The 23,705-nt window shown below is 35.9% G+C and carries 20 protein-coding genes; 18 read left to right on the plus strand and 2 right to left on the minus strand.

The annotated features are described in order from the left end of the window. The first annotated feature begins 113 nt into the window (after positions 1 to 113). The 14 genes from H3U49_RS01570 (at position 114) to citX (ending at position 16,471) form a co-directional block, all read left to right on the plus strand. Positions 114 to 1,010 (plus strand): LysR family transcriptional regulator, encoded by an 897-nt coding sequence (locus H3U49_RS01570; RefSeq protein WP_198179137.1) that lies wholly within the window; start codon positions 114 to 116, stop codon positions 1,008 to 1,010. 371 nt (positions 1,011 to 1,381) lie between these two features. After that, positions 1,382 to 2,773, plus strand: a complete 1,392-nt coding sequence (gene brnQ, locus H3U49_RS01575; protein WP_198179139.1) for a branched-chain amino acid transport system II carrier protein — start codon at positions 1,382 to 1,384, stop codon at positions 2,771 to 2,773. A gap of 104 nt (positions 2,774 to 2,877) precedes the next feature. Then, entirely contained in the window at positions 2,878 to 4,911 is a 2,034-nt protein-coding gene (locus tag H3U49_RS01580) for a copper-translocating P-type ATPase (RefSeq protein WP_198179576.1), read from the plus strand. 183 nt (positions 4,912 to 5,094) lie between these two features. Further along, complete coding sequence (locus H3U49_RS01585) at positions 5,095 to 6,498, plus strand: class II fumarate hydratase (protein ID WP_198179141.1); 1,404 nt, start codon at positions 5,095 to 5,097, stop codon at positions 6,496 to 6,498. Between the two features lie 28 nt (positions 6,499 to 6,526). Continuing rightward, positions 6,527 to 7,924: a flavocytochrome c gene (locus H3U49_RS01590; RefSeq protein ID WP_198179143.1), complete on the plus strand. Its 1,398-nt coding sequence runs from the start codon at positions 6,527 to 6,529 to the stop codon at positions 7,922 to 7,924. 180 nt (positions 7,925 to 8,104) lie between these two features. Next, complete coding sequence (locus H3U49_RS01595) at positions 8,105 to 9,034, plus strand: L-lactate dehydrogenase (protein ID WP_198179145.1); 930 nt, start codon at positions 8,105 to 8,107, stop codon at positions 9,032 to 9,034. 19 nt (positions 9,035 to 9,053) lie between these two features. Beyond that, the gene (locus H3U49_RS01600; protein WP_198179147.1) at positions 9,054 to 9,764 is read left to right on the plus strand and encodes an RraA family protein; all 711 of its coding nucleotides are present in this window, start codon (positions 9,054 to 9,056) and stop codon (positions 9,762 to 9,764) included. A 5-nt stretch (positions 9,765 to 9,769) separates the two neighbouring features. Continuing rightward, the gene (locus H3U49_RS01605; protein WP_198179149.1) at positions 9,770 to 11,236 is read left to right on the plus strand and encodes a DASS family sodium-coupled anion symporter; all 1,467 of its coding nucleotides are present in this window, start codon (positions 9,770 to 9,772) and stop codon (positions 11,234 to 11,236) included. Then, entirely contained in the window at positions 11,237 to 12,031 is a 795-nt protein-coding gene (locus tag H3U49_RS01610; RefSeq protein ID WP_198179151.1) for an alpha/beta fold hydrolase, read from the plus strand. A 21-nt stretch (positions 12,032 to 12,052) separates the two neighbouring features. Then, a complete protein-coding gene (gene citC, locus H3U49_RS01615; protein WP_198179153.1) occupies positions 12,053 to 13,108 on the plus strand; it encodes a [citrate (pro-3S)-lyase] ligase in 1,056 nt (351 codons plus the stop codon). After that, positions 13,098 to 13,394, plus strand: a complete 297-nt coding sequence (citD, locus tag H3U49_RS01620) for a citrate lyase acyl carrier protein (protein WP_034979687.1) — start codon at positions 13,098 to 13,100, stop codon at positions 13,392 to 13,394. Before citC ends, citD begins: the two co-directional genes overlap by 11 nt. Next, positions 13,395 to 14,309 (plus strand): aldolase/citrate lyase family protein, encoded by a 915-nt coding sequence (locus H3U49_RS01625; protein WP_109586341.1) that lies wholly within the window; start codon positions 13,395 to 13,397, stop codon positions 14,307 to 14,309. Next, positions 14,299 to 15,837: a citrate lyase subunit alpha gene (citF, locus tag H3U49_RS01630; RefSeq protein WP_305067085.1), complete on the plus strand. Its 1,539-nt coding sequence runs from the start codon at positions 14,299 to 14,301 to the stop codon at positions 15,835 to 15,837. Before H3U49_RS01625 ends, citF begins: the two co-directional genes overlap by 11 nt. A gap of 85 nt (positions 15,838 to 15,922) precedes the next feature. Next, positions 15,923 to 16,471 carry a citrate lyase holo-[acyl-carrier protein] synthase gene (gene citX, locus H3U49_RS01635; protein WP_198179157.1) on the plus strand — a complete coding sequence of 183 codons (549 nt, stop codon included), beginning with the start codon at positions 15,923 to 15,925 and terminating at the stop codon, positions 16,469 to 16,471. A gap of 2 nt (positions 16,472 to 16,473) precedes the next feature. Here citX and H3U49_RS01640 read toward each other — a convergent pair whose 3' ends face one another. Next, the gene (locus H3U49_RS01640; protein WP_198179159.1) at positions 16,474 to 17,418 is read right to left on the minus strand and encodes a sugar-binding transcriptional regulator; all 945 of its coding nucleotides are present in this window, start codon (positions 17,416 to 17,418) and stop codon (positions 16,474 to 16,476) included. Between the two features lie 125 nt (positions 17,419 to 17,543). Then, positions 17,544 to 18,044 carry a Cys-tRNA(Pro) deacylase gene (ybaK, locus tag H3U49_RS01645; RefSeq protein WP_198179161.1) on the minus strand — a complete coding sequence of 167 codons (501 nt, stop codon included), beginning with the start codon at positions 18,042 to 18,044 and terminating at the stop codon, positions 17,544 to 17,546. 62 nt (positions 18,045 to 18,106) lie between these two features. Between ybaK and prmA the strand changes: the two genes are divergently transcribed. From prmA to hisS, 4 genes are all read left to right on the plus strand, one after another. Then, a complete protein-coding gene (gene prmA / locus H3U49_RS01650) occupies positions 18,107 to 19,051 on the plus strand; it encodes a 50S ribosomal protein L11 methyltransferase (protein ID WP_198179163.1) in 945 nt (314 codons plus the stop codon). A 418-nt stretch (positions 19,052 to 19,469) separates the two neighbouring features. Beyond that, positions 19,470 to 21,710 carry a bifunctional (p)ppGpp synthetase/guanosine-3',5'-bis(diphosphate) 3'-pyrophosphohydrolase gene (locus H3U49_RS01655; RefSeq protein WP_198179164.1) on the plus strand — a complete coding sequence of 747 codons (2,241 nt, stop codon included), beginning with the start codon at positions 19,470 to 19,472 and terminating at the stop codon, positions 21,708 to 21,710. Continuing rightward, the gene (gene dtd / locus H3U49_RS01660; protein ID WP_198179165.1) at positions 21,710 to 22,147 is read left to right on the plus strand and encodes a D-aminoacyl-tRNA deacylase; all 438 of its coding nucleotides are present in this window, start codon (positions 21,710 to 21,712) and stop codon (positions 22,145 to 22,147) included. The genes H3U49_RS01655 and dtd overlap by 1 nt, the downstream gene beginning before the upstream one ends. Positions 22,148 to 22,418: 271 nt before the next feature. After that, on the plus strand, positions 22,419 to 23,705 hold the full coding sequence (gene hisS / locus H3U49_RS01665) for a histidine--tRNA ligase (protein ID WP_198179166.1): 1,287 nt from the start codon (positions 22,419 to 22,421) through the stop codon (positions 23,703 to 23,705).

Raw genomic sequence — 23,705 nt, forward strand, 5'->3', positions numbered from 1 at the left:
AATCTATTTAAGCTAATATCTACAAAATTAAATATAACATTGTTCATTTGTTTACAAATAATCTAAAATATGATTGATTATCAGTTTCACTTATTAAAGAAAGAGAATAAAAAATGAATCTTGAACACTTAGAAGTATTCGTAAATTTAGCGGAGACTTTAAATTTTTCTCGAACGGCCATTGAAATGAACCTTTCACAATCAGCAGTATCACAAATAATTTCATCAATGGAAAAAGAGCTTGACTTTTTATTATTTAAAAGAAGCAGAAAGCAAGTGGATTTAACAGAGAGTGGCAAAGAGTTTTACTATTCTATAAAACCGCTATTAAGCGTTTATGATAAGTCGGTACAAAAGGCAAAATCAGCTGCAGCTAAAAAAAGAAATAATTTAACTATCGGTTATAGCGGAACGCCATATGAAATTTCAATATTACCAAAGATAATTAAATATTATGAAAGAACTCATAAAGAAAATGCCTTATCTATTTTTTTAGAAAATTACGCACACAATGAATTAAAAGACAGACTAATTAATGGTGATTGTGACATTATATTTACGATGCCGGATATCATAGCCAAAATGGAAAACGTTAAGTATATAAATCTAGTTACGGGGCAGTATTGTGTTAACTTTTATAAGCCTGTTTTTGATAAACAGAACTGCTTTAAAATTTCAGGATTAAGCAATTTTAGGTTAGTTTTTTCTGATAGTAAGTGGTGTCCACCGTCACAAAATGCTTTACAGAAATATATCATTGCCATGAATGAGAATGTTAATATTGCATATGCCAATAATATTTTAAGTGCTTATTTGATGGTTAAAGCAGGGCTGGGAATTGGCATTTGGGCAGATTTTGTCAATGCTTATCATGATGAAACAATTGTTAGTGTTCCTTTAAAATATGCTATTAAGCCCAATTATGGAATTGCTATGCTAAATTATGGTGAACCAATAAGTGCTAAACGTTTTGCCAATTGGCTCACACAAAACTTTTCAAATTTTTGTTGACATGAAATAAGACATTGATTAAAATGTTATTAATATTGATAAAGCGATGAAAAGATAAGTAAACTTGCAGGTAGCGTCAAAGAGAGTCCTGTAGCTGTGAATGGACCGTGATGGCAAGTTGAAAGTAACTTTGAGCTATGTAGTGAATGAAGTAGCTATAATTGGTGACACCCATTATCGTGTTAGCGTATCGCATATTTGCCGTACGTGAAGCGACTGCAGTTATTTTAAGTAACCAAAGCAGTAATTTAGGTGGTACCGTGCCAAAGCACCCTTGATTTATTTCAAGGGTGCTTTTTTATTCCCTTAATAATGACCAGAGTTTTTTATCAATTTTAATTTATGCTTTATTTCATTTAGGAGGAATTAGAATGAAAGAAAATGAACAGGATCTTAATACTAAACCATTATCATGGAAACAGTATTTAATAGTTGCATCATTGTTATTTGGATTGTTTTTTGGTGCTGGTAACTTAATTTTTCCAATTCATTTGGGGCAATTATCCGGGGCAAACTGGGGAATGGCTACATTTGGCTTTTTAGTAACTGCCGTTCTCTTACCTTTGCTTGCTGTTTTGGCAATAAGTGCCAGCCATGCCAAAGGCGTTTATGATATCGGCACTCCACTAGGAAATAAATTTGCCCTTGTTTTTATGGTACTAATTCACTTAACCTTAGGGCCCTTGTTTGCGACACCAAGAACAGCAAGCATTTCCTTTTCGGTTGGCTTGCAGCCAGTGCTGCCTAAAGCTGCCGCTAAACCTGCATTACTGATTTTTTCAGCAATATTTTTTATCTTAGCTTTTATTATTTCTTACGAGCAGTCGACAATTTTGGATAGTATTGGACGAATATTGAATCCTTTATTTTTATTATTATTGTTTTCTGTGTTTTTATTAGCTGCTATCTCACCGATGGGTGCTGCTAAAGATCAAACTGTTACTGCGGCTTATCAGAGTGCTTCCTTTTTTAACGGCTTTTTAGAGGGCTATAACACAATGGATGCTCTAGCAGGATTGGCCTTTGGATATACTATTGTTTCAGCTGTCAGGCAACTAGGAAAAACTTCAGCTAAAAGTAATGCAAAAGTTACTGCAAGAGCTGGGGTCTTGGCAACGGGTGCAATTGGAATTATTTATATTGGTTTAATCTGGCTAGGAGCAACAACACTAAATCATTTTAAAATTTCGCAAGAGGGTGGCACAGTTTTCAACCAAATTGTTACCTATTATCTGGGCGATTTTGGTCATGCTTTACTTGCCACACTAGTTACTCTTACTTGTTTAACAACTGCAGTTGGTCTAATAGCGGCTTTTGCTCAGGACTTTCATCGTAGTTTTAACAAAATAAGTTATCATGGCTGGTTGACTATCATGACTATTGTTTCCTTTATCACCGCTAATTTTGGCTTAGATACAATTATTTCCTGGTCAACGCCAATGCTCATGTTTTTATATCCAATTGCCATGGTTTTGATTATTTTGTCAATTTCTGGTTCTTTGTTCGACCGTGACGCAATCGTTTATTTTTGTGGGATACTTTTTACAATTGTACCGGCTATATTAGATATGATAGCTTCTTTTCCACCTATAATTAGTCACCAATCTTGGGCTTTACAGTTAAAAGCATTCCAACTAAAATTTTTGCCTTTTGCTGATATCGGTATGGATTGGGTTATTCCTGCGGTTATCGGCTTAGTTATCGGTTTGATTATTCATTTTATGAAAAAGCAAGGAGCAAAAGCTAATATCAATATATTCTAGCTATTTCAGTTAAATTTTTTGACAACCTCTATTTATAAAAGTAGATTAAAGAAAAGAGCAATCTTGAGTATTATAAATAGATGGGACTGAGTAATTTGAATAATATGAACATGAACCATAATGGAAATATGAATCACTCAATGGATAACACATCGTCAATGAATATGGGTGGTCAGGATATGATGATGCATGGCGGACATATGATGCATATGGGAAACCTGAAGAAAAAATTTTGGGTATCAGTCGTTTTATCCTTGCCAATCATATTTTTATCACCAGCAATGGGTGTACATTTACCATTCCAATTTTCTTTTTCCGGTTCAGAATGGGTAGTTGCACTTTTTGCTACAATTCTCTATTTTTATGGTGGACAACCATTTTTATCTGGTGCTTATTATGAAATTAAGGCTAAAAAGCCTGAAATGATGACACTGATTTCTTTAGGCATTACTACAGCATATATTTACAGTCTATATGCTTTTATTAAAAATGATTTATTAAACAGCAAAGTTCATGTCATGGATTTCTTCTGGGAATTAGCTACTTTAATTTTAATTATGTTACTAGGTCATCTGATTGAAATGAATTCGGTAATGAATGCCAATAGTTCAGTGCATGACTTAGCCAAACTTTTACCCGATAAGGTTCACGTACAACATAATGGTCAAACAATGGACATGGCAATAAACGATGTTCAAAAAGATGCAGTAATTCTAGTCAAAGCAGGAGAAAGTATTCCTCTTGATGGTGTCATTCTAAATGGTTCCAGTCAGGTTAATGAATCTTTGGTTACTGGTGAATCGCGCGAAGTAACGCGGCAAAAAGACGATAAGGTTATTGGGGGTTCAATTAACGGCTCTGGAACACTAACAGTTAAGGTTACTAATTCTGCTAATTCAGGCTTTTTAGCCAGTGTTAATAAACTAGTTCAGTCATCCCAGATGAATAAGTCTAAACTACAAAATTTGGCAGATCGGGTTTCCAGCTGGTTATTTTATGCAGCGCTAATTTTTGGTATTATTGCTTTACTCGTTTGGACAAGTTTACGTGGTATAGCTGATGGTCTCGAAAGAATGGTGACAGTGTTGGTAATAGCTTGTCCCCATGCTCTGGGTTTAGCTATTCCATTAGTAAATGCTAAAAGCACATCAATTGGTGCCCAAAATGGCTTACTAATTAGAAATCGTAATGTTATTAGCATTAGTTCTAAAATCAATTATTTGCTCTTAGATAAGACCGGAACTTTGACGCAAGGTAAGTTTCAGGTGCGCAAGTATAATACTTTAAGTAAATCCTACAATGCGGATGAAGTTATTAAACTAATTGCATCATTAGAACAAGATTCCAATCATCCGATTGCACAAAGCATTTTACAATTTACTAAGGAAAATAAGATTGAATTATATGCTTTATCCGACAGTAAAACATTGGCTGGAAAGGGCGTTTCAGGAACAATAAATGGACAAGAATATCAATTAGTAAATGAAAAAACTGCCAGAGAAATAGTTAAAAACTTTCCTCAGGTTGATTCCTTAAATTATACTTCAAGTTACTTGATTAAAGGCAATGAGCTTTTGGGCTATGTTGCCGTTGGTGATGAAATTAAAAAGAATGCAGCATCGTTAATTAAACAGATTAAGGCTCTCAACATTACACCGGTAATGTTGACTGGTGATAACGAAAAGGTAGCGCAAAACATTGCCCAGAAGTTAGGTATTACAGAAGTGCATTCTGGTCTGATGCCAGCAGATAAGCAAAAAATCGTAGCTACTTTGGAAAATCAAGGTAATAAGGTGATGATGGTCGGCGATGGCATTAATGATGCACCTAGTTTGGCCAAAGCCGACATTGGAGTTGCCATTGGAGCTGGAACAGATGTGGCGGTGGACTCTGCGGATGTCATTTTGGTTAATAGTGAACCTTTAGATATCATTAGTTTTTTAAAATTGGCCCAGCACACCCAAAGAAAAACAGTCCAAAATCTCTGGTGGGGAGCTGGCTACAATATTGTGGCTTTACCTCTAGCTGCCGGTATTCTGGCTCCTGTGGGAATTTTGCTTTCACCTGCAGTTGGAGCAATTCTAATGTCATTTTCTACTATAATAGTTGCTATTAATGCAGAAACTTTAAAAATATAATACTTTTGTTTGAGCACTCATAAGGAGTGCTTTTTATATTTTTTAATAAAGTTTAAATTTTTAAAATGATAGCCCTTTTATTTAAAAATATTGAAAAAAGTCTGGAAAAACTGTATTATGAATGAAAGAGTAATATAAAAGTTATTGTCAGAGAAATGTCAGCATTAAATAAGGAGACAGAACATGAGCAAAAAAGAATACCGTGTTGAAAGTGATACCATTGGCCCAGTAAAAATACCCAAAGAAGCTTTATGGGGACCCCAAACTGAACGCAGTCGCAATAATTTTCCTAGTGGCGAATTAATGCCTCTTGCAATTATCCGAGCATTTTTGCATTTGAAGAAAGCTGCAGCTGAATCAAATGTCGAAGTGGGGGATGAAACAGCTGATAAAGGTGCGGCAATTGAAGAAGCTATTGACCAGTTGTTAAAATTGAATGATAGCGAGCTTCGTAAAGATTTTCCGCTTCATGTCTTGCAAACAGGATCGGGAACCCAAAGTAATATGAACGTTAATGAAGTCGTTGCTAATTTAGCTAATAGACTTCATCCAGATTTAAACATTTTACCAAATGATGATGTCAATCGGGGACAATCTTCAAATGATACTTATCCTACTGCTATGAATATTGTAGCTGTTGAAGCACTGGATAAACTTGAACCGGCGGTACAACATCTTATTGATGAACTTAAAATTAAACAAAATAAATATTGGAAAACTGTCAAGGTAGGCCGTACTCACTTGCAAGATGCTACGCCTATTACTTTTGGTCAAGAAATTTCGGGCTATATTTCCGCGTTAAAGCACGACTTGAATTATATTCAAGAACTCAAGCCAACATTGTATGAACTGGCAATAGGAGGGACAGCTGTTGGTACAGGACTTAATGCTGCGCCTGGAATGACTGCCAAAATTGCCAGTAAATTGTCTCAAGTATATGGACATGATTTTAAAGTTAATACCAATAAGTTCTGGGGCCTAGCTCATCATTCTGGTTTAGACGTTGTTCATGGTGCTTTAAAAACTTTAGCTGCTGATATGTTTAAAATTGCTCAAGACATCAGGTTTTTGGCTTCTGGCCCAAGAGCTGGCTATCATGAGCTTAATATACCAGCTAATGAACCCGGGTCTTCAATTATGCCTGGTAAAGTCAACCCCACGCAAGCTGAAGCTGTAACCATGGCAGCCGCAAAAGTTTTTGGTAATGATACTACTATTACTTTTGCGTGTTCACAAGGCAATTTTGAAATGAATGTCTATAAAACAGTAATGATTACAGCTTTTCTTGATTCTTGTGATATTTTAACTGGTACTATTACGGGGTTTGCTGATAAAATGATTGCTGGCTTAACAGTTAATGCAGAGAAGATGGATGATCTGCTTGAAAGCTCATTAATGACAGTTACGGCATTATCGCCTCATATAGGTTACCATGCAGCTGCGAAAATTGCTCAAACTGCAGATAAGGAAGGAACCACTCTTAAGGAAGCAGCGCTTAAAAGTGGTAAATTAACCAAAGAAGAATATGATAAATGGATGGATTATATGGCGATGACCAATATATCACAAACTAATCCTGAAAAATAATTTTTTAACATTTTAGAGGAGAAATTAAATGGGAAAATTTGTTTTTAGGCCTAACGGCAGTGCAGAAATTAAAGACCGTTATGATGCAGTAATCGTTGGAGCCGGTGGCGCCGGTTTAACGGCCGCAATTCAAGCAAAAGAACTAGGCTTGAATGTCGCAGTTTTTGAAAAAAATGCTGACCTTGGTGGAAATACTAACAGGGCTTCATCGGGCATGAATGCTTCTGAGAGTCTGGTTCAGCTTAATGAAGGAATTATAGATAATAAGGAAGACTTTTACCAGGAAACTTTAAAGGGTGGAGGCAAACTAAATGACCGCGACCTTTTGAGATATTTTGTTGACCACTCTGCAGTAGCAATTGACTGGTTGATGAATCATGGCATCGAGTTAACAAATTTAACGATAACTGGTGGTATGAGTAAAAAAAGGGCTCACCGTCCTGCCTCAATGGCACCAGTTGGCAGTTATTTAGTAACAGGAGCTTTGAAGCAAATTCAAGAAAAAAATATTCCGGTTTTTAATAATTCTCGTGTAATTAGTTTATTACAAGATGAGCAGAAAAAAGTTGTAGGAATTGAAGTTGAAACTGATTCAGGAATTAAAAAGGTTCAAGCTACAGCAATTTTACTTGCCTCTGGTGGCTTTGGCTCTTCAAAAGATTTAATACAAAAATACCGTCCAGACCTGGCGAATTACAAAACAACTAATCAACCCGGAGCTACAGGTGATGGTTTAATGTTAGCTGCCAAAATAGACGCTCAATTAGAGCAAATGGAATTTATTCAGGTTCACCCTACTGCTCAAACAGATACTGATCACGTCTATTTAATAGGTGAAGGTTTACGTGGCGAAGGTGCAATTTTAGTTAATAAATCTGGTCAGAGATTTGTTAATGAGCTTAATACCCGAAAAATTGTATCGGATGCCATCACTGGTTTAGACGAAGATGGCGCATACCTCCTGTTCGACCAAACAATTCGTAATAATTTTACTGCTGTTGAATTTTATGATCACGTAGGATTAGTTAGCCAAGGTTCTTCTATTGAGAAGTTGGCGGAAAACATCGGTGTGAATAGTGATAACCTTAAGGAAACAATCGCAAAATGGAATGAGGCTGTGAAAAGCAAAAATGATAGTGAATTTCAGCGTACTACTGGGATGGATCGCACTATCAAGCAAGGTCCTTTTTTTGCTATTCATATTAATCCAGCTATTCATTATACTATGGGTGGAATTCATATAACTCCAAAAACTGAAGTTTTGGATTCAGACGGAAATATTATTTCAGGACTCTATGCCGCAGGAGAAGTTTCAGGAGGATTGCATGGCAATAATAGAATCGGAGGAAACTCAATTGCTGAAACAGTGGTATTTGGAAGGCAGGCCGGAATACAAATGGCAGAGTTTACTAGACAATATAAATAAATATTTAAAATGCTTAGAATTTCTAAGCATTTTTTATAATTTTAAAAATTAAAGTAATTTTATATTTTTAAAAAATTAAAATTTAAATTATTTATTTTAAATATTGAAAAACACTATAATAAATTTTATAATTATAAATGTAAAGGATTACATTTTTAAAAATTGAAAGGAAATGACGTTATGAATAAAAAGGTTTTACTAGTTGGTGATGGAGCAGTAGGTTCAACTTTTGCCAATGATTTATTACAACATACCAGAGTTGACGAGCTGGTTATTTGCGATGTGGTAAAAAAACGCCCACTGGGTGATTCAATGGACTTAGAGGATATACTGCCTTTTACCGGAGAATGTGATATTCATTCCGGAGAATACTCTGATGCAAAAGATGCTGATGTTGTTGTGATCACAGCTGGTGTTCCCCGCAAGCCGGGAGAAAGCCGTCTGGATCTGGTTAATAAAAACGTTAATATTTTAAAGAGTATTATTCAACCTGTAGTTGAATCTGGGTTTTCTGGCATTTTTGTTGTCTCTGCTAATCCAGTTGATATTTTAACAACGCTGACTCAGAAATTATCTGGTTTTCCTAAAAATAAAGTAATTGGAACGGGTACTTCCCTTGATTCAGCACGTTTAAAGGTTGACTTAGCCAGAAGACTACATGTTCCTGTTGCTGAAGTAAATTCAATGGTTTTAGGAGAACATGGTGATACTTCTTTTGAAAACTTTGATGAGTCAACAGTTAGTGGCAAGCCACTTAAAGATTTTGACGGTATTGACAACTCTGTGCTGGATCAAGTAGAATCAGGTATTCGTAAAAAGGGAGGAAAAATAATTGAAAATAAAGGTGCTACATTTTATGGCATTGCGATGATGTTGACCCAGATAGTTACTGCTATATTAACTAATCAATCAATTGCCTTGCCTTTATCAGCACCAATTAAAGGTGAATATGAAATTAAAAATGAGCTTTATCTAGGAACACCTACTGTAATAAATGGTGTTGGAATTAGTCAGGTGCTTGAGACTAAGCTTTCTGAAGCTGAAAAAACTAAGATGCTGAACTCTGCTTCCAAAATGCAGGAAGTACTAGATAATATTACTTTAGATTAACCAAAAGAAGGCATGACGAATGCAGGTTGGAAAAAGAATTTTTTTAAAAAGAAACCTTCCACAAAAAGAGGTAATAGATGCATACAAAAAATTGCCATCGTCAAATGTGGCTGATTGTATGAATAGAACAGGCGCAATGGCACCGAGAATTAAGCTTATGTCCAATCCTCATGAGGAAATGTGTGGGCCAGCTTTTACAGTTCATAATCGTCCAGGTGATAATCTGACCATTTATGCAGCTTTAAAATATTGTCATGAAGGCGATATCGTTGTCATTGACAATGAGAATGACAATACCAGGGCCGTTATTGGCGAAGTGATGATGACCTGGCTTCGCGACCAAAGACATATTGCTGGAGTCGTAGTTGATGGGCCAATACGTGACATAGATAGTTTGCGTGATTGGGACTTGCCCATTTATGCGGTTAGCACGACACCTGACGGCCCATATAAAGAGGGCCCAGGAGAAATAAATGTTCCAATTTCTTGTGGGAATGTGAGTGTTAATCCTGGTGACGTGATTTTAGGTGATGCAGATGGTGTTATAAAAATTGCTTTAGAAGAAGCAAGTGAATTACTTCCAGCTGTCCAGGATTTTCACAAAAAAGATGATGCCAAAGCAGCAAGTTTTCATGATGGCACAGGAAATATAAATTGGCTTGATGAAGAACTGAAGAATAAAAATTATGAAATTATCGACGATTTTTATCGCCCGGAAAATTACAGGTAATTAAAATGAAAACACTAGAAAAAGTTAATTACAAGGGATTTATCTTACCCCTGGCTGTTGGTGTTATACTCTGGTGCATCACGCCTTTGCGTCCTGCAGGTTTATCAGCTCCAGACTGGGAGATGTTTGCTATTTTCGTAGCAACTATCGTTGGATGTATCACTAAACCTTTGCCAATAGGCGGCACCACTTTAATCGGACTTATAGTAACGGTTTTAGTTGGTTTAGCCCCAATCAAGGACATTGCAGATCCTAAAACAGGTAAAGTAACAACAGGAATTCTCAGTGCCTTTAGTAATTCAGCTTCTTGGCTAATTGCTATGGCTTTCATCATGGCCTATGGTATTAGTAAAACTGGTTTGGGCAATCGAATAGCCTATTGGATGATTAAACGTTTCGGAAAGAAGTCCATTGGTATCGGCTATGCCATTACTGGATTGGAATTAGTTTTAGGAGCTTTGATTCCATCAAACAGTGCCAGAACTGGAGGAGTCGTTTGGCCGGTAACCGAATCAATATCTAAAGATTATGATTCATATCCTAATGATCCTTCCCGCAAGAAAATCGGTGCCTACCTCAGCTTTATGGCCTTTCATGCCAATATTCTTTCAACTGCCCTCTTTATTACCGGCGCGGCACCGAATATGGTTGCTTCACAAATGGCAGCACAGAAAAATTATAACATGACCTGGATTAGCTGGTTTTCAGCAGCTGTAGTTCCTGTTCTGGTTGCGACTATAGTTATTCCACTTGTAATTTATAAAATTTTTCCACCTGAAATAAAAGAAACACCTAATGCTGAAAAATGGGCTACTGATCATTTAAAGGACATGGGGCCAGTTACAAAACCAGAAAAAATTATGTCAATGGTGTTTTTACTAGCCATAATTTTATGGGTTTTATCTGGCGTTTTTGATATTCCTCAATTAGATTCAACTTTCGTTGCTTTTCTAGCGGTTGGTTTGTTGCTGTTAACTGGTGTTTTAACCATGAAAGACGCCTTAAACCAAACTGGTGCTTGGAATATTTTGATTTGGCTGTCAATTTTAATTTTTATGGCAAGTAAACTTATTTCATTTGGCTTTATTGACTGGTTCTCAAAGACTATTCAAACAAGTCTTCACGGCATCAGCTGGCAAATAGTATTAGTGGTTTTGGTAATATTGATGTTTTATACTCACTATTTCTTTGCTAGTGGAACCGCTCATATGACCGCCTTATATTTGCCATTCTTGTCAGTGGCAGTAGCTACTGGTGCTCCTTTGGGACTTTCTGCAATGCTGCTTGCATTTACAGGTGCTTTCAATGCTTCAACCACTCACTACGCCAATGGACCAGCTTCAATTTTAGCTACTACAGGTTACATTAAACAAGGTGAATGGTGGAAATACAACTTTATTTTAGGAATTATCTATTTACTGATTTTTGGTGTAATTGGAACTTTATGGATGAAAGTTATCGGAATCTGGTAAATGCTTAATGAGAAGAGTTTTATCACTAATGATAATATACGAATAGCATATTATGATACTGAAAAAGATAAACAGCCTGTATTGGCAGTTCCCGGTATAGGAAGCACCGCAATATTATGGGAAGAAGTTGCTAAACTCTTTGCATCTGATTATCGTTTTATTGTAATAGATCCGCGTAATCAGGGACGGTCACAAAGAACATTTAAAGGACAGCGTATCAGTCGTCATGCAGCTGATTTAGAGGAACTGATTACCAAGTTAAACTTGAAAGGAATTGTTGCTATTGGAAATTCAATGGGTGCAGCAAATATTTGGGCTTATGTTTCATTGTTTGGCTATGACAGACTAAAGGCAATTATCGATTTGGATCAGCCTCCTAAAATGATTCGTGATAGCTCTTGGCAATATGGCTTTAAAGATTTAACTTGGCAGAATTACCCGGATTATTTGAAGGCGGATCTTGGCAATGGCATTTATGCTCATATTAATTATGAGATGTTTAAAAAGGCCAAAATGGAAACTCAAAAATATCCATATAATGCTGAAGAGAATTATCTTTGTCGTGTAGATCATGCTGAGCAGGATTGGAGAGATGTTTTAATTAATTTAAAAATCCCAATGCTGGTTTTAGCAGGACAGAATTCTCCCTTTTTTGACTATCACTTCGCCTTTGCCATGGAAAAGTTAAATGCAATAATTAGCGCAAAAGTTATTAAAAATTGTGGACACTTAATTCAGGCTGAACAGCCTCCTAGCATGTATAAAGAAGTTACGAATTTCTTAAAAAAGATTTAACTCAAAGTGAGAATGAAACAAATGGATAAAACCGTAGAACTTTTTTTAACCTTGCCGGAAACCAAAAAAAGGTGGCAAAAATTCCTGATTAGTCAAGGAATTAATAATTTTAGCTCTCGTGAAGTTGCTGTGATTGATCATACAGTTGGCCTAATTGATGAAGATGGTCAGTTAGTAGGCACAGGTAGCATTGCTGGAAATGTTCTCAAATATATTGCGGTTTCAAATAATGAATCTGTTCAAGGAGCAAGATTTAATCAAATAGTTTCAGCACTACAAGAATATCTTTTTAGTCAAAGAATTTATCATTCGTTTGTATTCACTAAGTCAAAATATTCATCCAGTTTTTCTCATTTAAACTTTAAGGAACTAGCTCATACCGATGAGGCTGCTTTTTTAGAGAGTGGAACACCAAATATTCAGGATTTTTTGGCAAAAATTCCCATAATAAAAGACCAAAATCATAAAAAAGTTGCAGCAATTGTCATGAACGCTAATCCATTTACTTTAGGTCATCAAGGGCTGGTAAAACTTGCTAGTAGCGAGAATGATCTGGTATATGTGTTTGTTGTTGCTACGGATGCTTCGTTATTTAAAACGAATGAAAGAATGGAACTTGTAAAAAAAGGAACCTCTGAATACAAAAATGTGTTAGTAGTTAGTGGTGGAGACTATTTAGTTTCTCAATCAACTTTTCCGGCATACTTTTTAAAATCACCTGATGAACTGATCGCTACGCAAACAGAAATTGATGCATTAATTTTTAAAAATAAAATTGCACCGAAACTGGCAATAAAAAAGCGTTATTTAGGTACTGAACCATTTTCAAGAACAACTAATTTCTATAATCAAAGCTTAAAAAACACACTTAGTCCCAAAATTGACGTTGAAATTGTTAAGCGCTTTTGCAATAACGATCAAATAATTACAGCTACACGAGTCCGTCAGCTGATCAAAAGTAATAATTTAAAAGACATTTCAAATTTAGTTCCACCAACTACTTTTGATTTTATTAATAAAAACTATCAAATTTTACAAGAAAGAATAGAGAAAGGAATGAACATCAATGGAAATTAAGACTGTTGGAGTGGCAGGAACTTTAGAATCTTCAGATATTCAAATAATGGTATCAGCTGGTCAAAATGGCGTTGAAATTGATTTGGAATCCGAAGTAGCCAAATCTTACGGGGATCAGATCAAAAAAGTAATAACAGATGTACTTAAAAAATTCGGAATTGAAAATGCAAAGGTTAAAGCAACTGATAAAGGCGCTCTTGACTGCGTAATTGCTGCACGTACATTGGCTGCAGCTCAAAGAGCAACCGAAACTACTGATAAACCAAGATTGGAGGTACTACAATAAATGACTTACGTAAAAAATCGTTTGCGTCGAACTATGATGTTTGTGCCGGGGAATAATCCAGCTATGGTTAAGGATGCCGGTATCTATGGTGCTGACTCCATTATGTTAGATTTGGAAGATGCAGTTTCTCTAACTGAAAAAGATGCAGCGAGAATGTTAGTATTTAATGCCATTAAAACCGTTGATTTTGGTGGTGCAGAAGTAGTTGTCAGAATTAATGGTCAAGATACGCCTTTTTATGACGAAGATGTAAAGGCAATGGTTCGAGCAGGAGTCGATGTTATTCGTCTGCCAAAAACTGAATCAGCTGCAATGATTAAAAAATTAGTAGCTGATATGGAAAAGGCAGAAGAAGAATATGGCGTTGAAAAAGGTTCTATTGGCGTAATGGCTGCAATTGAAAGTGCTAAAGGTGTTCTTAATGCACCTGAAATTGCAACGGCCACACCATTAATGATGGGTTTGGCAGTTTCTGGCGAAGATTATACTGCTGATATGCACACTCACCGGTATCCTGACGGACGTGAACTTGAATTTGCTCGTAATATGGTTTTACAAGCTGCTAGAGCTGCAGATGTTTATGCCTTCGATACAGTTTTTTCAAATATGAACGACACCGAGGGATTTTACCGCGAGACAAAATATATTTATGAACTTGGGTATGATGGTAAGTCTTTGGTCAATCCACGGCAAATTCCAATGGTTAATAAAGTATTCAATCCTACTAAAGACGAAATTGAAAATGCACTTGCTGTGCAAAATGCAATTCAGGAAGCAAAAGCAAAAGGTTCTGGAGTAATTTCGATGAACGGTAAGATGGTTGACAAACCTGTAGTTGAAAAAGCTGATCGTGTTATTGAAACAGCAAAAGCTTCGAATTTAATTGATGAGGAGGGTAATTACATTGGAGAATAAAGTAAAGCGCAATTTGCCGGATGATTTGATGACTGATATGAATCTTAAACCATTTAAGTCTGTTGTAGTTGGCAATCCTGAAGTAAAGAGAGTTGCACCCAAAGTACAAGTTACCACCGGTGAATCAAAAGTGGTCGATTCTTTAGAAGAAGTTATCAAAAAGACGCTAAAAGATGGTATGACTATCTCGTTTCACCATCACTTTAGAAATGGCGATTTTGCTTTTAATAAAGTAATGGATTTAATTATTAAAATGGGTTATCAAAATCTGACTTTAGCTCCTTCTTCTTTGACTGGTGTTATGAATGACAAAGTAATTGAAGCAATTAAAAAGGGTGTCATTACCAATATTACTTCTTCTGGAATGAGAGGCAGCTTAGGAGATTTTGTTTCCCATGGTGGACTGAAGAATCCGGTAATTTTCCGTTCTCACGGCAATAGGGCTCGTTCAATTGAAGAAGGAGAAATCAAAATTGATGTTGCTTTTTTAGGTGTCCCCAATTCTGATCCCGCAGGAAATGCTAATGGTCAAGAAGGAGATGCTGTATTCGGTTCTTTAGGTTACGCATTGATTGACTCTCAATATGCGGATAAAGTAGTTTTATTGACAGACAACATTGTTGATTATCCAAATACTCCTGCTTCTATTAAACAAACTCAGGTCGATTACGTTGTTAAGGTTGATCAAATAGGTGATGCGGATAAAATTGGTTCAGGAGCGACTCGTTTTACTAAAGATCCAAAAGAGCTGAAGATTGCGCAAACCGTTAATCAGGTAATTACTAATTCACCTTATTATAAGCAAGGATTTTCTTTTCAGACAGGATCTGGCGGAGCTGCTCTTGCTGTGACCAGATATTTAAGAGAATCAATGTTAAAAGATGGCATCACAGCATCGTTTGCTCTAGGTGGCATTACCAAGCCCACAACCGACCTACTTGAGGAAGGCCTGGTCAAAAAAATTATGGATGTGCAGGATTTTGATAAAGGTGCTGCAGCATCAATGGCCAAGAATAAAAACCAACAAGAAATTGATGCCTCTTGGTATGCTGATCCTCACAACAAAGGGGCAGTAGTTAATAATTTAGATGTTGCTATTCTTTCGGCTTTACAGATTGATACAGATTTCAACGTTAACGTAATGACCGGTTCTGATGGTGTTATCCGTGGTGCTATTGGTGGTCACCAAGATGCAGCTGCAGCCAAAATGACTATTATTACTGCTCCATTGGTACGCGGACGAAATGCGACTGTTGTTCCAGCAGTTGAAACAGTTGTAACTCCTGGTGATTCAATTGATGTTTTGGTAACTGAAAGAGGAATTGCAATTAATCCACGTCGTAAGGATCTCATAGATGCTTTTGCCAAAGTGCCTGAACTTAATGTAGTTGATATTAAGGAACTTCAAAAAATGGCTCAACAACAAGTTGGAGTTCCAAAACCACTGGCATATACTGATCGGACTGTTGCTCTTATTCAGTATCGGGATGGCACAATTATCGATACAATTAAGCAAGTAAAAGACTAATTATTTATTTTAAAAAAAGTGTGAGAATGAGCTTTAACTTGTTCTCACATTTTTTGGCTATAATATAAAAAGAGGAGGATGTCAGATGTTAAAAACAATTTTTGCTGAAGGTAAGCCTCAGAGTATAGCTGAAGTACTGGAAAATAAAGATGAACGAGTTAAGCTTCAACAAGAAATTTTGCAAAAGTTTCCAGAGGCTACATTATTAGATGTTAAATTGAATATTCCCGGGCCTATTAAAAACAATTGTTATTTAGAAAAAATATTTGCCGAAGGTATTTTTGATTTAGAAAAAGTTTTTCAAAGCAATAATTTGCCTTTTATTCTCTATGAACATTGGGAAAAAGTAACGGGTCCAGAAAATTTTTACCTTGTTAATAGTAACTACAGAGTTGTAAAAGAAAAAGCAGTTGAATTTGAAGAACATCAAAAACTAAATCGACTTTTTGATGCTGATGTTTTGATTAATAAGCAAAAACAGGCTATATCCCGCAAAGAACTGGGTATGCCTGTTCGCAAATGTTTTTTATGTTCAAGACCTGCCAAAGAATGTGCTCGTTCAAGAAGACATTCAGTCTCAGAATTACAAAATTATATCACTAATTTGTACAGGCAGGAGATAACGTCTGATTAAAACTAAAGAGTGTCATTCTTATGCAAAACTCTTTCTGCTATTCCACTAGTAGTGATCAAGTGAGTTATTACGCCTGTCCTTAACGCTCCCAAAAGAGCATCTTCTTTAAAGCGATTTCTAACAATTACAAAGCGATCAGGAATTGCAAAAATATTAGAAAGGCTGATACCAGATATATGTGGCTCTATGGGACTATAAAAACGTCCTTTAATATCATAAGGCCTGCCAAAAACAATTCCTGCTAATTGATTTTTCTCTAATCCCGTAAATAGTTTGTCTGCATAATGATCCATAAAGAATTGACCTGATTCTAACGACTGGAATGTTCCGATACTTGCAAACACTAAGTCGAGTTGTGAAAAATATTTTTCTATGTATTCATAATATGGTTCTTTATGAACCTTTTTTACTAAAGTGGGATCGATCGCATAAAGAGGGGCAGGAAAAGTTAGACATTTTGCGCTGAACTTATTCGCAGCATGTTGAATTAATGGTAGTTTACGCTTGCTTGCATTAACCACTTGACCTAACAACTGCACAAAAGTCAAATCATCACGCGTTTCTGCTGAAAAATTATCAATAATGTCTCTTAAGAGAGTTCCCCAAGTTAAGCCGACAACATGAGCTGAATTAATATAATTCTGTATTTGTTTAGCTGCAAAGTTAACAATCATTTCATTATCTTGGTTTTTAGTCTCTTTATCTTCTAAAATATAGACTTCCTTTAAATCAAAAAATCTTTGAAATTCACGCTCAAGTTTTTGTGATCGTTTAGGGCTTTGATAAATACTAATTTTTACAATTCCCTTATCTTCGGCTTCTTCTATTGCCTTAGCTATCAGATAACGAGAGAGATTATACTTTTTCGAGATTTCTGCAATGTTCAGCTTGCTCAAAAAATAGTCATGTGCGATATTCGCAAGTTGTTCATCTGTTAACAATGTCATTTGCTTTTTCCTATTCTTTATACTTTTTATTTGTTTTAATTATATTAGAAAAAACGTTTTAATACTATAACTTAAGCAACTTTTTAGAAGAAAAATTTTCAGAAGACGAAATTTATATTCTGTTTTTATTCCAGTAAATCACAAAATTTTGCATGTGTAATTTTTTGCAAATCTTGAGGATCTAGAAACACGCTACGCCCGATTTTGCCACTGGAAACAGCAATTTCTTTTTCGCTGACCATGCTATTATCAAGAAAAATGGGAAAATGATGTTTAAAATAGATGCCGATGGGAGTATTTGCCCCATGTACATAACCGGTGGTTTTTTCTAAATCTTTTAAGGGTAACATTTCGCATTTTTTATTACCTGAATTTTTTGCTAATTTTTTCATGCTCAAATGCTCGGTTACTGGTATTACAGCTACTAAAGTAGGCGTATTATTTCCACAGCACACCAAAGTTTTATAGACCAAATGTTCATTCTCGTTTAAAATGGATGTATCCATTTTTGCCACACCACCCGAGTCTTCATGTGTAGCAAACTCTGCTTGCCGATATGAGATTTTATCCCTATCTAATATTTTTTCGACAAGCGTCTTTTCAATCTTATTTTTCTTTTTTGACATAATGATCACCTTTTTAATGATAGCATTGATAAAAGGGAAAATAAAAGGGAGTTAAAAAAATAATGAAATTGTTAATTATTAAAATAGAAACTAGTCATGAAGTTGAAGATGCATTAAATATATATAGTCAGGATGTACTGCACTGTTTGGGCACAGAAACGCGGAAGCGTTCAGACTTCGAACAAGCAGGTTGGGAATCTGATTCAACAATTGTTAAACTTGACGAAATAAAAGACTTACCTGAAGATTTGGAATTTTTAGCATATTTTGATATGGAACAAGATAAGGCAGAATTAGTTAAAAAGTACCAAAAAAAGTTGTCTGAATTAAAAAGCTATGGTTTGAAAATAGGCCAGGCTGAAGTGAGTGCCTCTTATATCAAAGATGAAGACTGGAATACAGTGTGGCAAAAATTTTATCATCCAATTGACTTTTCCAGGCACCTGGCTATAGTTCCTGAATGGGAACAATATAAGCCGGCTTTTAAAGACCAAAACATAATTAAACTTGATCCCGGTTTGGCATTTGGCACTGGTTCACATAAGACTACTCAACTAGCATTGTTAGGACTGGAACAGATTTTAATCAAGCCAGAGACTGTTTGTGATGTTGGCACTGGTTCTGGAATCTTAGCAATTGCTTCGTCTATTTTAGGAGCGAGATCAGTTTTAGCGACAGATATATCTGATGAGGCAATAACTGCTGCTAATGAGAATATATCTTTAAATAATTTAACTAATATAAAAGTGCAGAAAACGAACTTATTAAATAAAGTTAAAGATAAGTATGATATTATTGTAGCAAATATTTTGGCTGAAATTTTACTTGATTTAATTCCAGAGTTGGATGAGCACTTGACTTCTAACGGAAAAGTGATTTTTTCTGGAATAGATTGTGATCAGATAGAAAAAATCAAGAAAGCTTTGACTGCAAATGGATTCCAAATTATATTATCAATGCAACAAGGACGTTGGATTGGGTTAATTATTGAAAGAAAAGATAACTAAATAGAGTTATAATAGATAATTAAATTAGTAAGGAACTGACAAGTTGATTGATAAACTAAAAAATATTCCTTTTTTTAAAAAGTTAAATAGCTATAAAATTACACCTGTAATTAGCTGGAGTATGTTAGTCATGGTTTTGCCACTCATATTTAGCCTTTTTTCAATAAGGACTATTTATCGCGTGGGACTGTTATTTATAATGCTCAACAGCATAATCAGCTATCACATTGGCAAATTGATTAAAGCACTTAATTTAAGGCACTATTGGCTCTTGTTTATGCCAGGCTGTTTTTGCTTAATTGTTTTATTGAAATATGCTAATTATAACTTTTTGTTTGCGTTAATTTATCTCATTTTGGAAATATTTGGTTTAATGGATAATCAAATTTACGGTTAGTGCTAGAAGGGGCGATATTATATGTCAAAGTACATCGAAATGACACATGAACAGGTGATAGATACCTGTAAAAAATATATGAATGATGATCAAATTGCGTTTGTTGAAAAAGCATATAAATTTGCTGCAAATGCCCATAAAGACCAAAAAAGAGCCTCCGGACAGCCATATATCGTTCATCCCACCCAAGTTGCTGGTACTCTTGCAAAATTGAGTCTTGACCCTGATACAATTGCAGCAGGATTCTTACATGATACGGTAGAAGATACACCAGTTACCAATGATGATATCAAGGAAAAGTTTGGCAAAGATGTTGCTTTTATAGTTGATGGCGTTACTAAATTAAATAAATACCAGTATAAATCACACCAAGAATTTTTGGCTGAAAATCACAGAAAAATGTTAATTGCAATGGCAAAAGATATTCGAGTGATTATGGTCAAATTAGCTGACAGACTGCATAATATGCATACTTTAGAGCATTTGCGCCCTGATAAGCAGCGCCGAATTGCATCCGAGACTATGGATATTTATGCTCCCTTAGCTGACCGTTTGGGTATCGGAACAATTAAATGGGAACTCGAAGATATGAGTTTTCATTATTTGAACCCAAAAGCATATTACCGGATTGTTAATTTAATGAGTCTTAAACGCAGCCAAAGGGAAAAATATATCCAAGATGCAATCAAGACACTTAAGGAGAGTTTGGATAGTCTGGGCATTAAGTACGAAATATACGGTCGGCCAAAGCATATTTATTCTATTTATAAAAAAATGGTCAACAAGCATAAAGATTTTAATGAAATTTATGACTTGTTGGCAGTACGCGTAATTGTTAAAACAGTAAAAGACTGTTATGCAGTTTTAGGAGCAGTCCATACTAAGTGGAAACCGATGCCTGGCCGGTTCAAGGACTATATTGCTGTTCCTAAGGTCAACGGCTACCAGTCACTTCATACCACTATTATCGGTCCTGGGGGCAGACCCCTGGAAATACAAATCAGAACCGAACAAATGCATGAAGTTGCGGAATACGGTGTCGCTGCTCACTGGGCATATAAGAGAGGCAATTTTAAAGGTGTAGAGCAAACCAGTTCAAATGAAAAATTGGACATGGTACGTGAAATTTTAGAGTTAAAAGATGAAACATCAGACGCTGATGAATTCATGAAAAGCGTTAAAAGCGAAATCTTCTCTGATCGCGTTTATGTTTTTACTCCTAAAGGTGAAGTTTATGAACTGCCAAAAGGGTCAGTGACCTTGGATTTTGCTTATGAAATCCATACTCAAGTGGGTAGCCATGCGGTCGGAGCCAAAGTCAATGGTAAGTTAGTACCTCTTGATTATAAATTGAAAAATGGTGATGTCATCGAAATAATGACGCAGTCAAACGCAAGCCCATCACGCGACTGGGTCGATTTAGTTAAGACCTCGCGCGCACGAAACAAAATTCGCAGATACTTTAGAAATCTTGATCGTGACCATAGTATTGAGCAGGGCGAGCAAATGGTTGCCGACAAACTGCGTGAGCAAGGACTTTCACCCAAAGTATTTATGTCAAAAGAACATATTGAGCCACTATTGGAGCAAATAAATTATCACACAGCAGATGAAATGTATGCTTCAATTGGTTTTGGTGATCTCTCCGCGATTGGTGTGGTCAACAGATTAACTGCAGATATACGGCACGAGAATGAAAAGAAGAAACAAAAACAGCTTGAAGAAGAAATTCTGAATTCAGGACAAAAAGCAGTTTCGGAAAATCCACCAAGTAAAAAAGATTCTAAGGCAATGAAGATCAAGCACAAAAATGGTGTCATGATTCAGGGCATAAGTGACTTGATGCTTCATTTGGCCAAGTGTTGCAATCCAGTTCCAGGAGACGACATTGTCGGCTATGTTACTAAAGGCCGGGGCGTGACAATTCATCGAACAGACTGTCGCAATATAGTAAATAATGACGAAAGTAAGGGCAGGCTGATTGAAGTTCAATGGGAGAATGTTGCAGAAAACAGTGCCCAAGCATTTAATGCTAATATTGAAGTTTTCGGTTACAACCGGGGCAAATTACTCACTGATGTCATTACAAAGTTGAATACGTTAACCCCAAATATTAATAATATCTCAGGCAAAGTCAACGAAAATAATATTGCACATATATATGCTACAGTGGCGGTGAACAATTCAGCAAAACTAGATGATATTTTAACCAAGTTAAGAGATATACCAGATGTATATCAGACAAGGAGAGCTGATAATTAATGCGGATTGTAATCCAAAGAGTAAATCGAGCTAGTGTCAAAATTGCTGGAAATATAGTAGGACAGATCTCCAAGGGTTTGTTATTGCTGGTTGGGTTAAAAGAAGGCGATGAAGCCGATATTGTTAAAAAGGCAGCTGCTAAAATTGCCAAAATGCGTATCTTTGAAGATAAAAAGGGTAAAACTAATTTGGCAATTAAAGATGTTGGCGGACAAATATTAAGTGTTAGTCAGTTTACTTTACTAGCAGATACCAAAAAGGGTAATCGACCAAGTTTTATCAAAGCTATGAGGCCACCGAAATCAAAAGAGTTATGGGAACAATTTAATAAAGAATTGAAAAATTTAGGATTAACCGTAGCGACAGGTGAATTTGGTGCTGACATGCAGGTTGATTTAGAAAATGATGGACCTTTCACAATCGTGTTGGATCTGTAAATATCGTGCATAAATAGTACTACAGGTTGACTTTTAACTGTGAAAACTATATTCTAAAAAAGAATTATCAATGACAAAGACTGAAGTTTGGTATTTTTATTCAGAGACCGCCTATTTTTGGTGAAAAGGTGGAAAAAAACTAACTGTGACCCCTTTACCAGATAATAATCGCATCGCGAGCGTTATTCGCAGCAGGTAAAAGGTGGTACCGTGCTAAATCAGAGCGCCCTTGATTTATTCAAGGACGTTTTTTTATTAAAAGGATGATTAAATGAGAGTTCAAAGACCTAAAGGAACAGTTGACATTTTGCCAGATGAATCTGGTTCATGGGAAAAAGTCGAACAAATATTACGCGACTTTTTTAAAGGGGCAAATTACCGCGAGATTCGGACACCCAGTTTTGAAAACTACAATGTTTTTTCACGTTCGAGTGGTGAAACTTCTGATGTTGTTGAAAAAGAAATGTATGACTTTAATGATAAAGGCGGCAGACATATTGCTTTAAGGCCTGAAGGAACAGCGGGGGTAGTGCGAGCTTACGTTGAGGATAAACTTTATGCACCAGAAATTGTTAAGCCTTTAAATGTTTATTATATTGAATCGACATTTCGCTATGAAAGGCCCCAAGCAGGGCGTCAAAGAGAGTTTCACCAAATTGGCATTGAGAGTTTTGGTTCCGCAAATCCTTTGGCTGACGTGGAAACAATAGTTCTGGCTCATGATTTACTGGCCAAGCTAGGTGTGAAAAATTATGAATTGCATATCAATACATTAGGAAATTCACAAGTACGGCAAGATTATCATGATGCACTAGTTAATTATTTTAAACCAGTTAGAGACCAGCTTTCTGATGATTCAAAAAGACGGTTAGAAAAGAATCCTTTGCGTATTCTGGATTCCAAAGATGAACAGGATAAGCAATTTTTACCGAATGCACCTAAAATAGTTGATTATTTGGATCATGAATCAAAGGAAAATTTTGACCAAATTTTAAAGATGCTGGATCAATTAAAGATTAATTATGTGATCGATAATGATTTAGTTCGTGGACTGGACTACTATACTGGTGTAATTTTTGAATTCATGGTCGAAGATAAAAGCATTTGGGAATCTGCTTCAACAATTCTTGGCGGCGGTCGTTACGATAACTTAGTAGAGGAATTTGACGGACCAAGTACTCCAGCAGTTGGTTTTGGCATTGGAGAAGAACGCTTGATGCTGGTATTGCACAAACAAAATCCGGAACTTTTTGCAGATCAGGGCATTGATTTCTTTATAGCCAATATCGGTCAAGAAACAGAAGTAAAAACAGTTGAAATTGCACGTTTATTGCGTAAGCAAGGGCTGAAAGCTCAATATGATGTTGAGCAAAAAAAGTTAAAAGCTCAATTCAAAAAAGCGGATAGAGCAAAAGCAAAGTTCGTTATTACACTTGGCGGTAAAGAATTAGCTGACAAAGTTTTAAATGTTAAAAGACTTGCTGATGCTAAAACTTTTAAGTTTAGTTTTAATGATCTCGAAAATATGAATGCGGTAATGGAACAATTAAAGGAATAA

This window comes from Lactobacillus sp. W8174, from assembly GCF_016100975.1.
GTDB classification, from domain to species: domain Bacteria; phylum Bacillota; class Bacilli; order Lactobacillales; family Lactobacillaceae; genus Lactobacillus; species Lactobacillus juensis.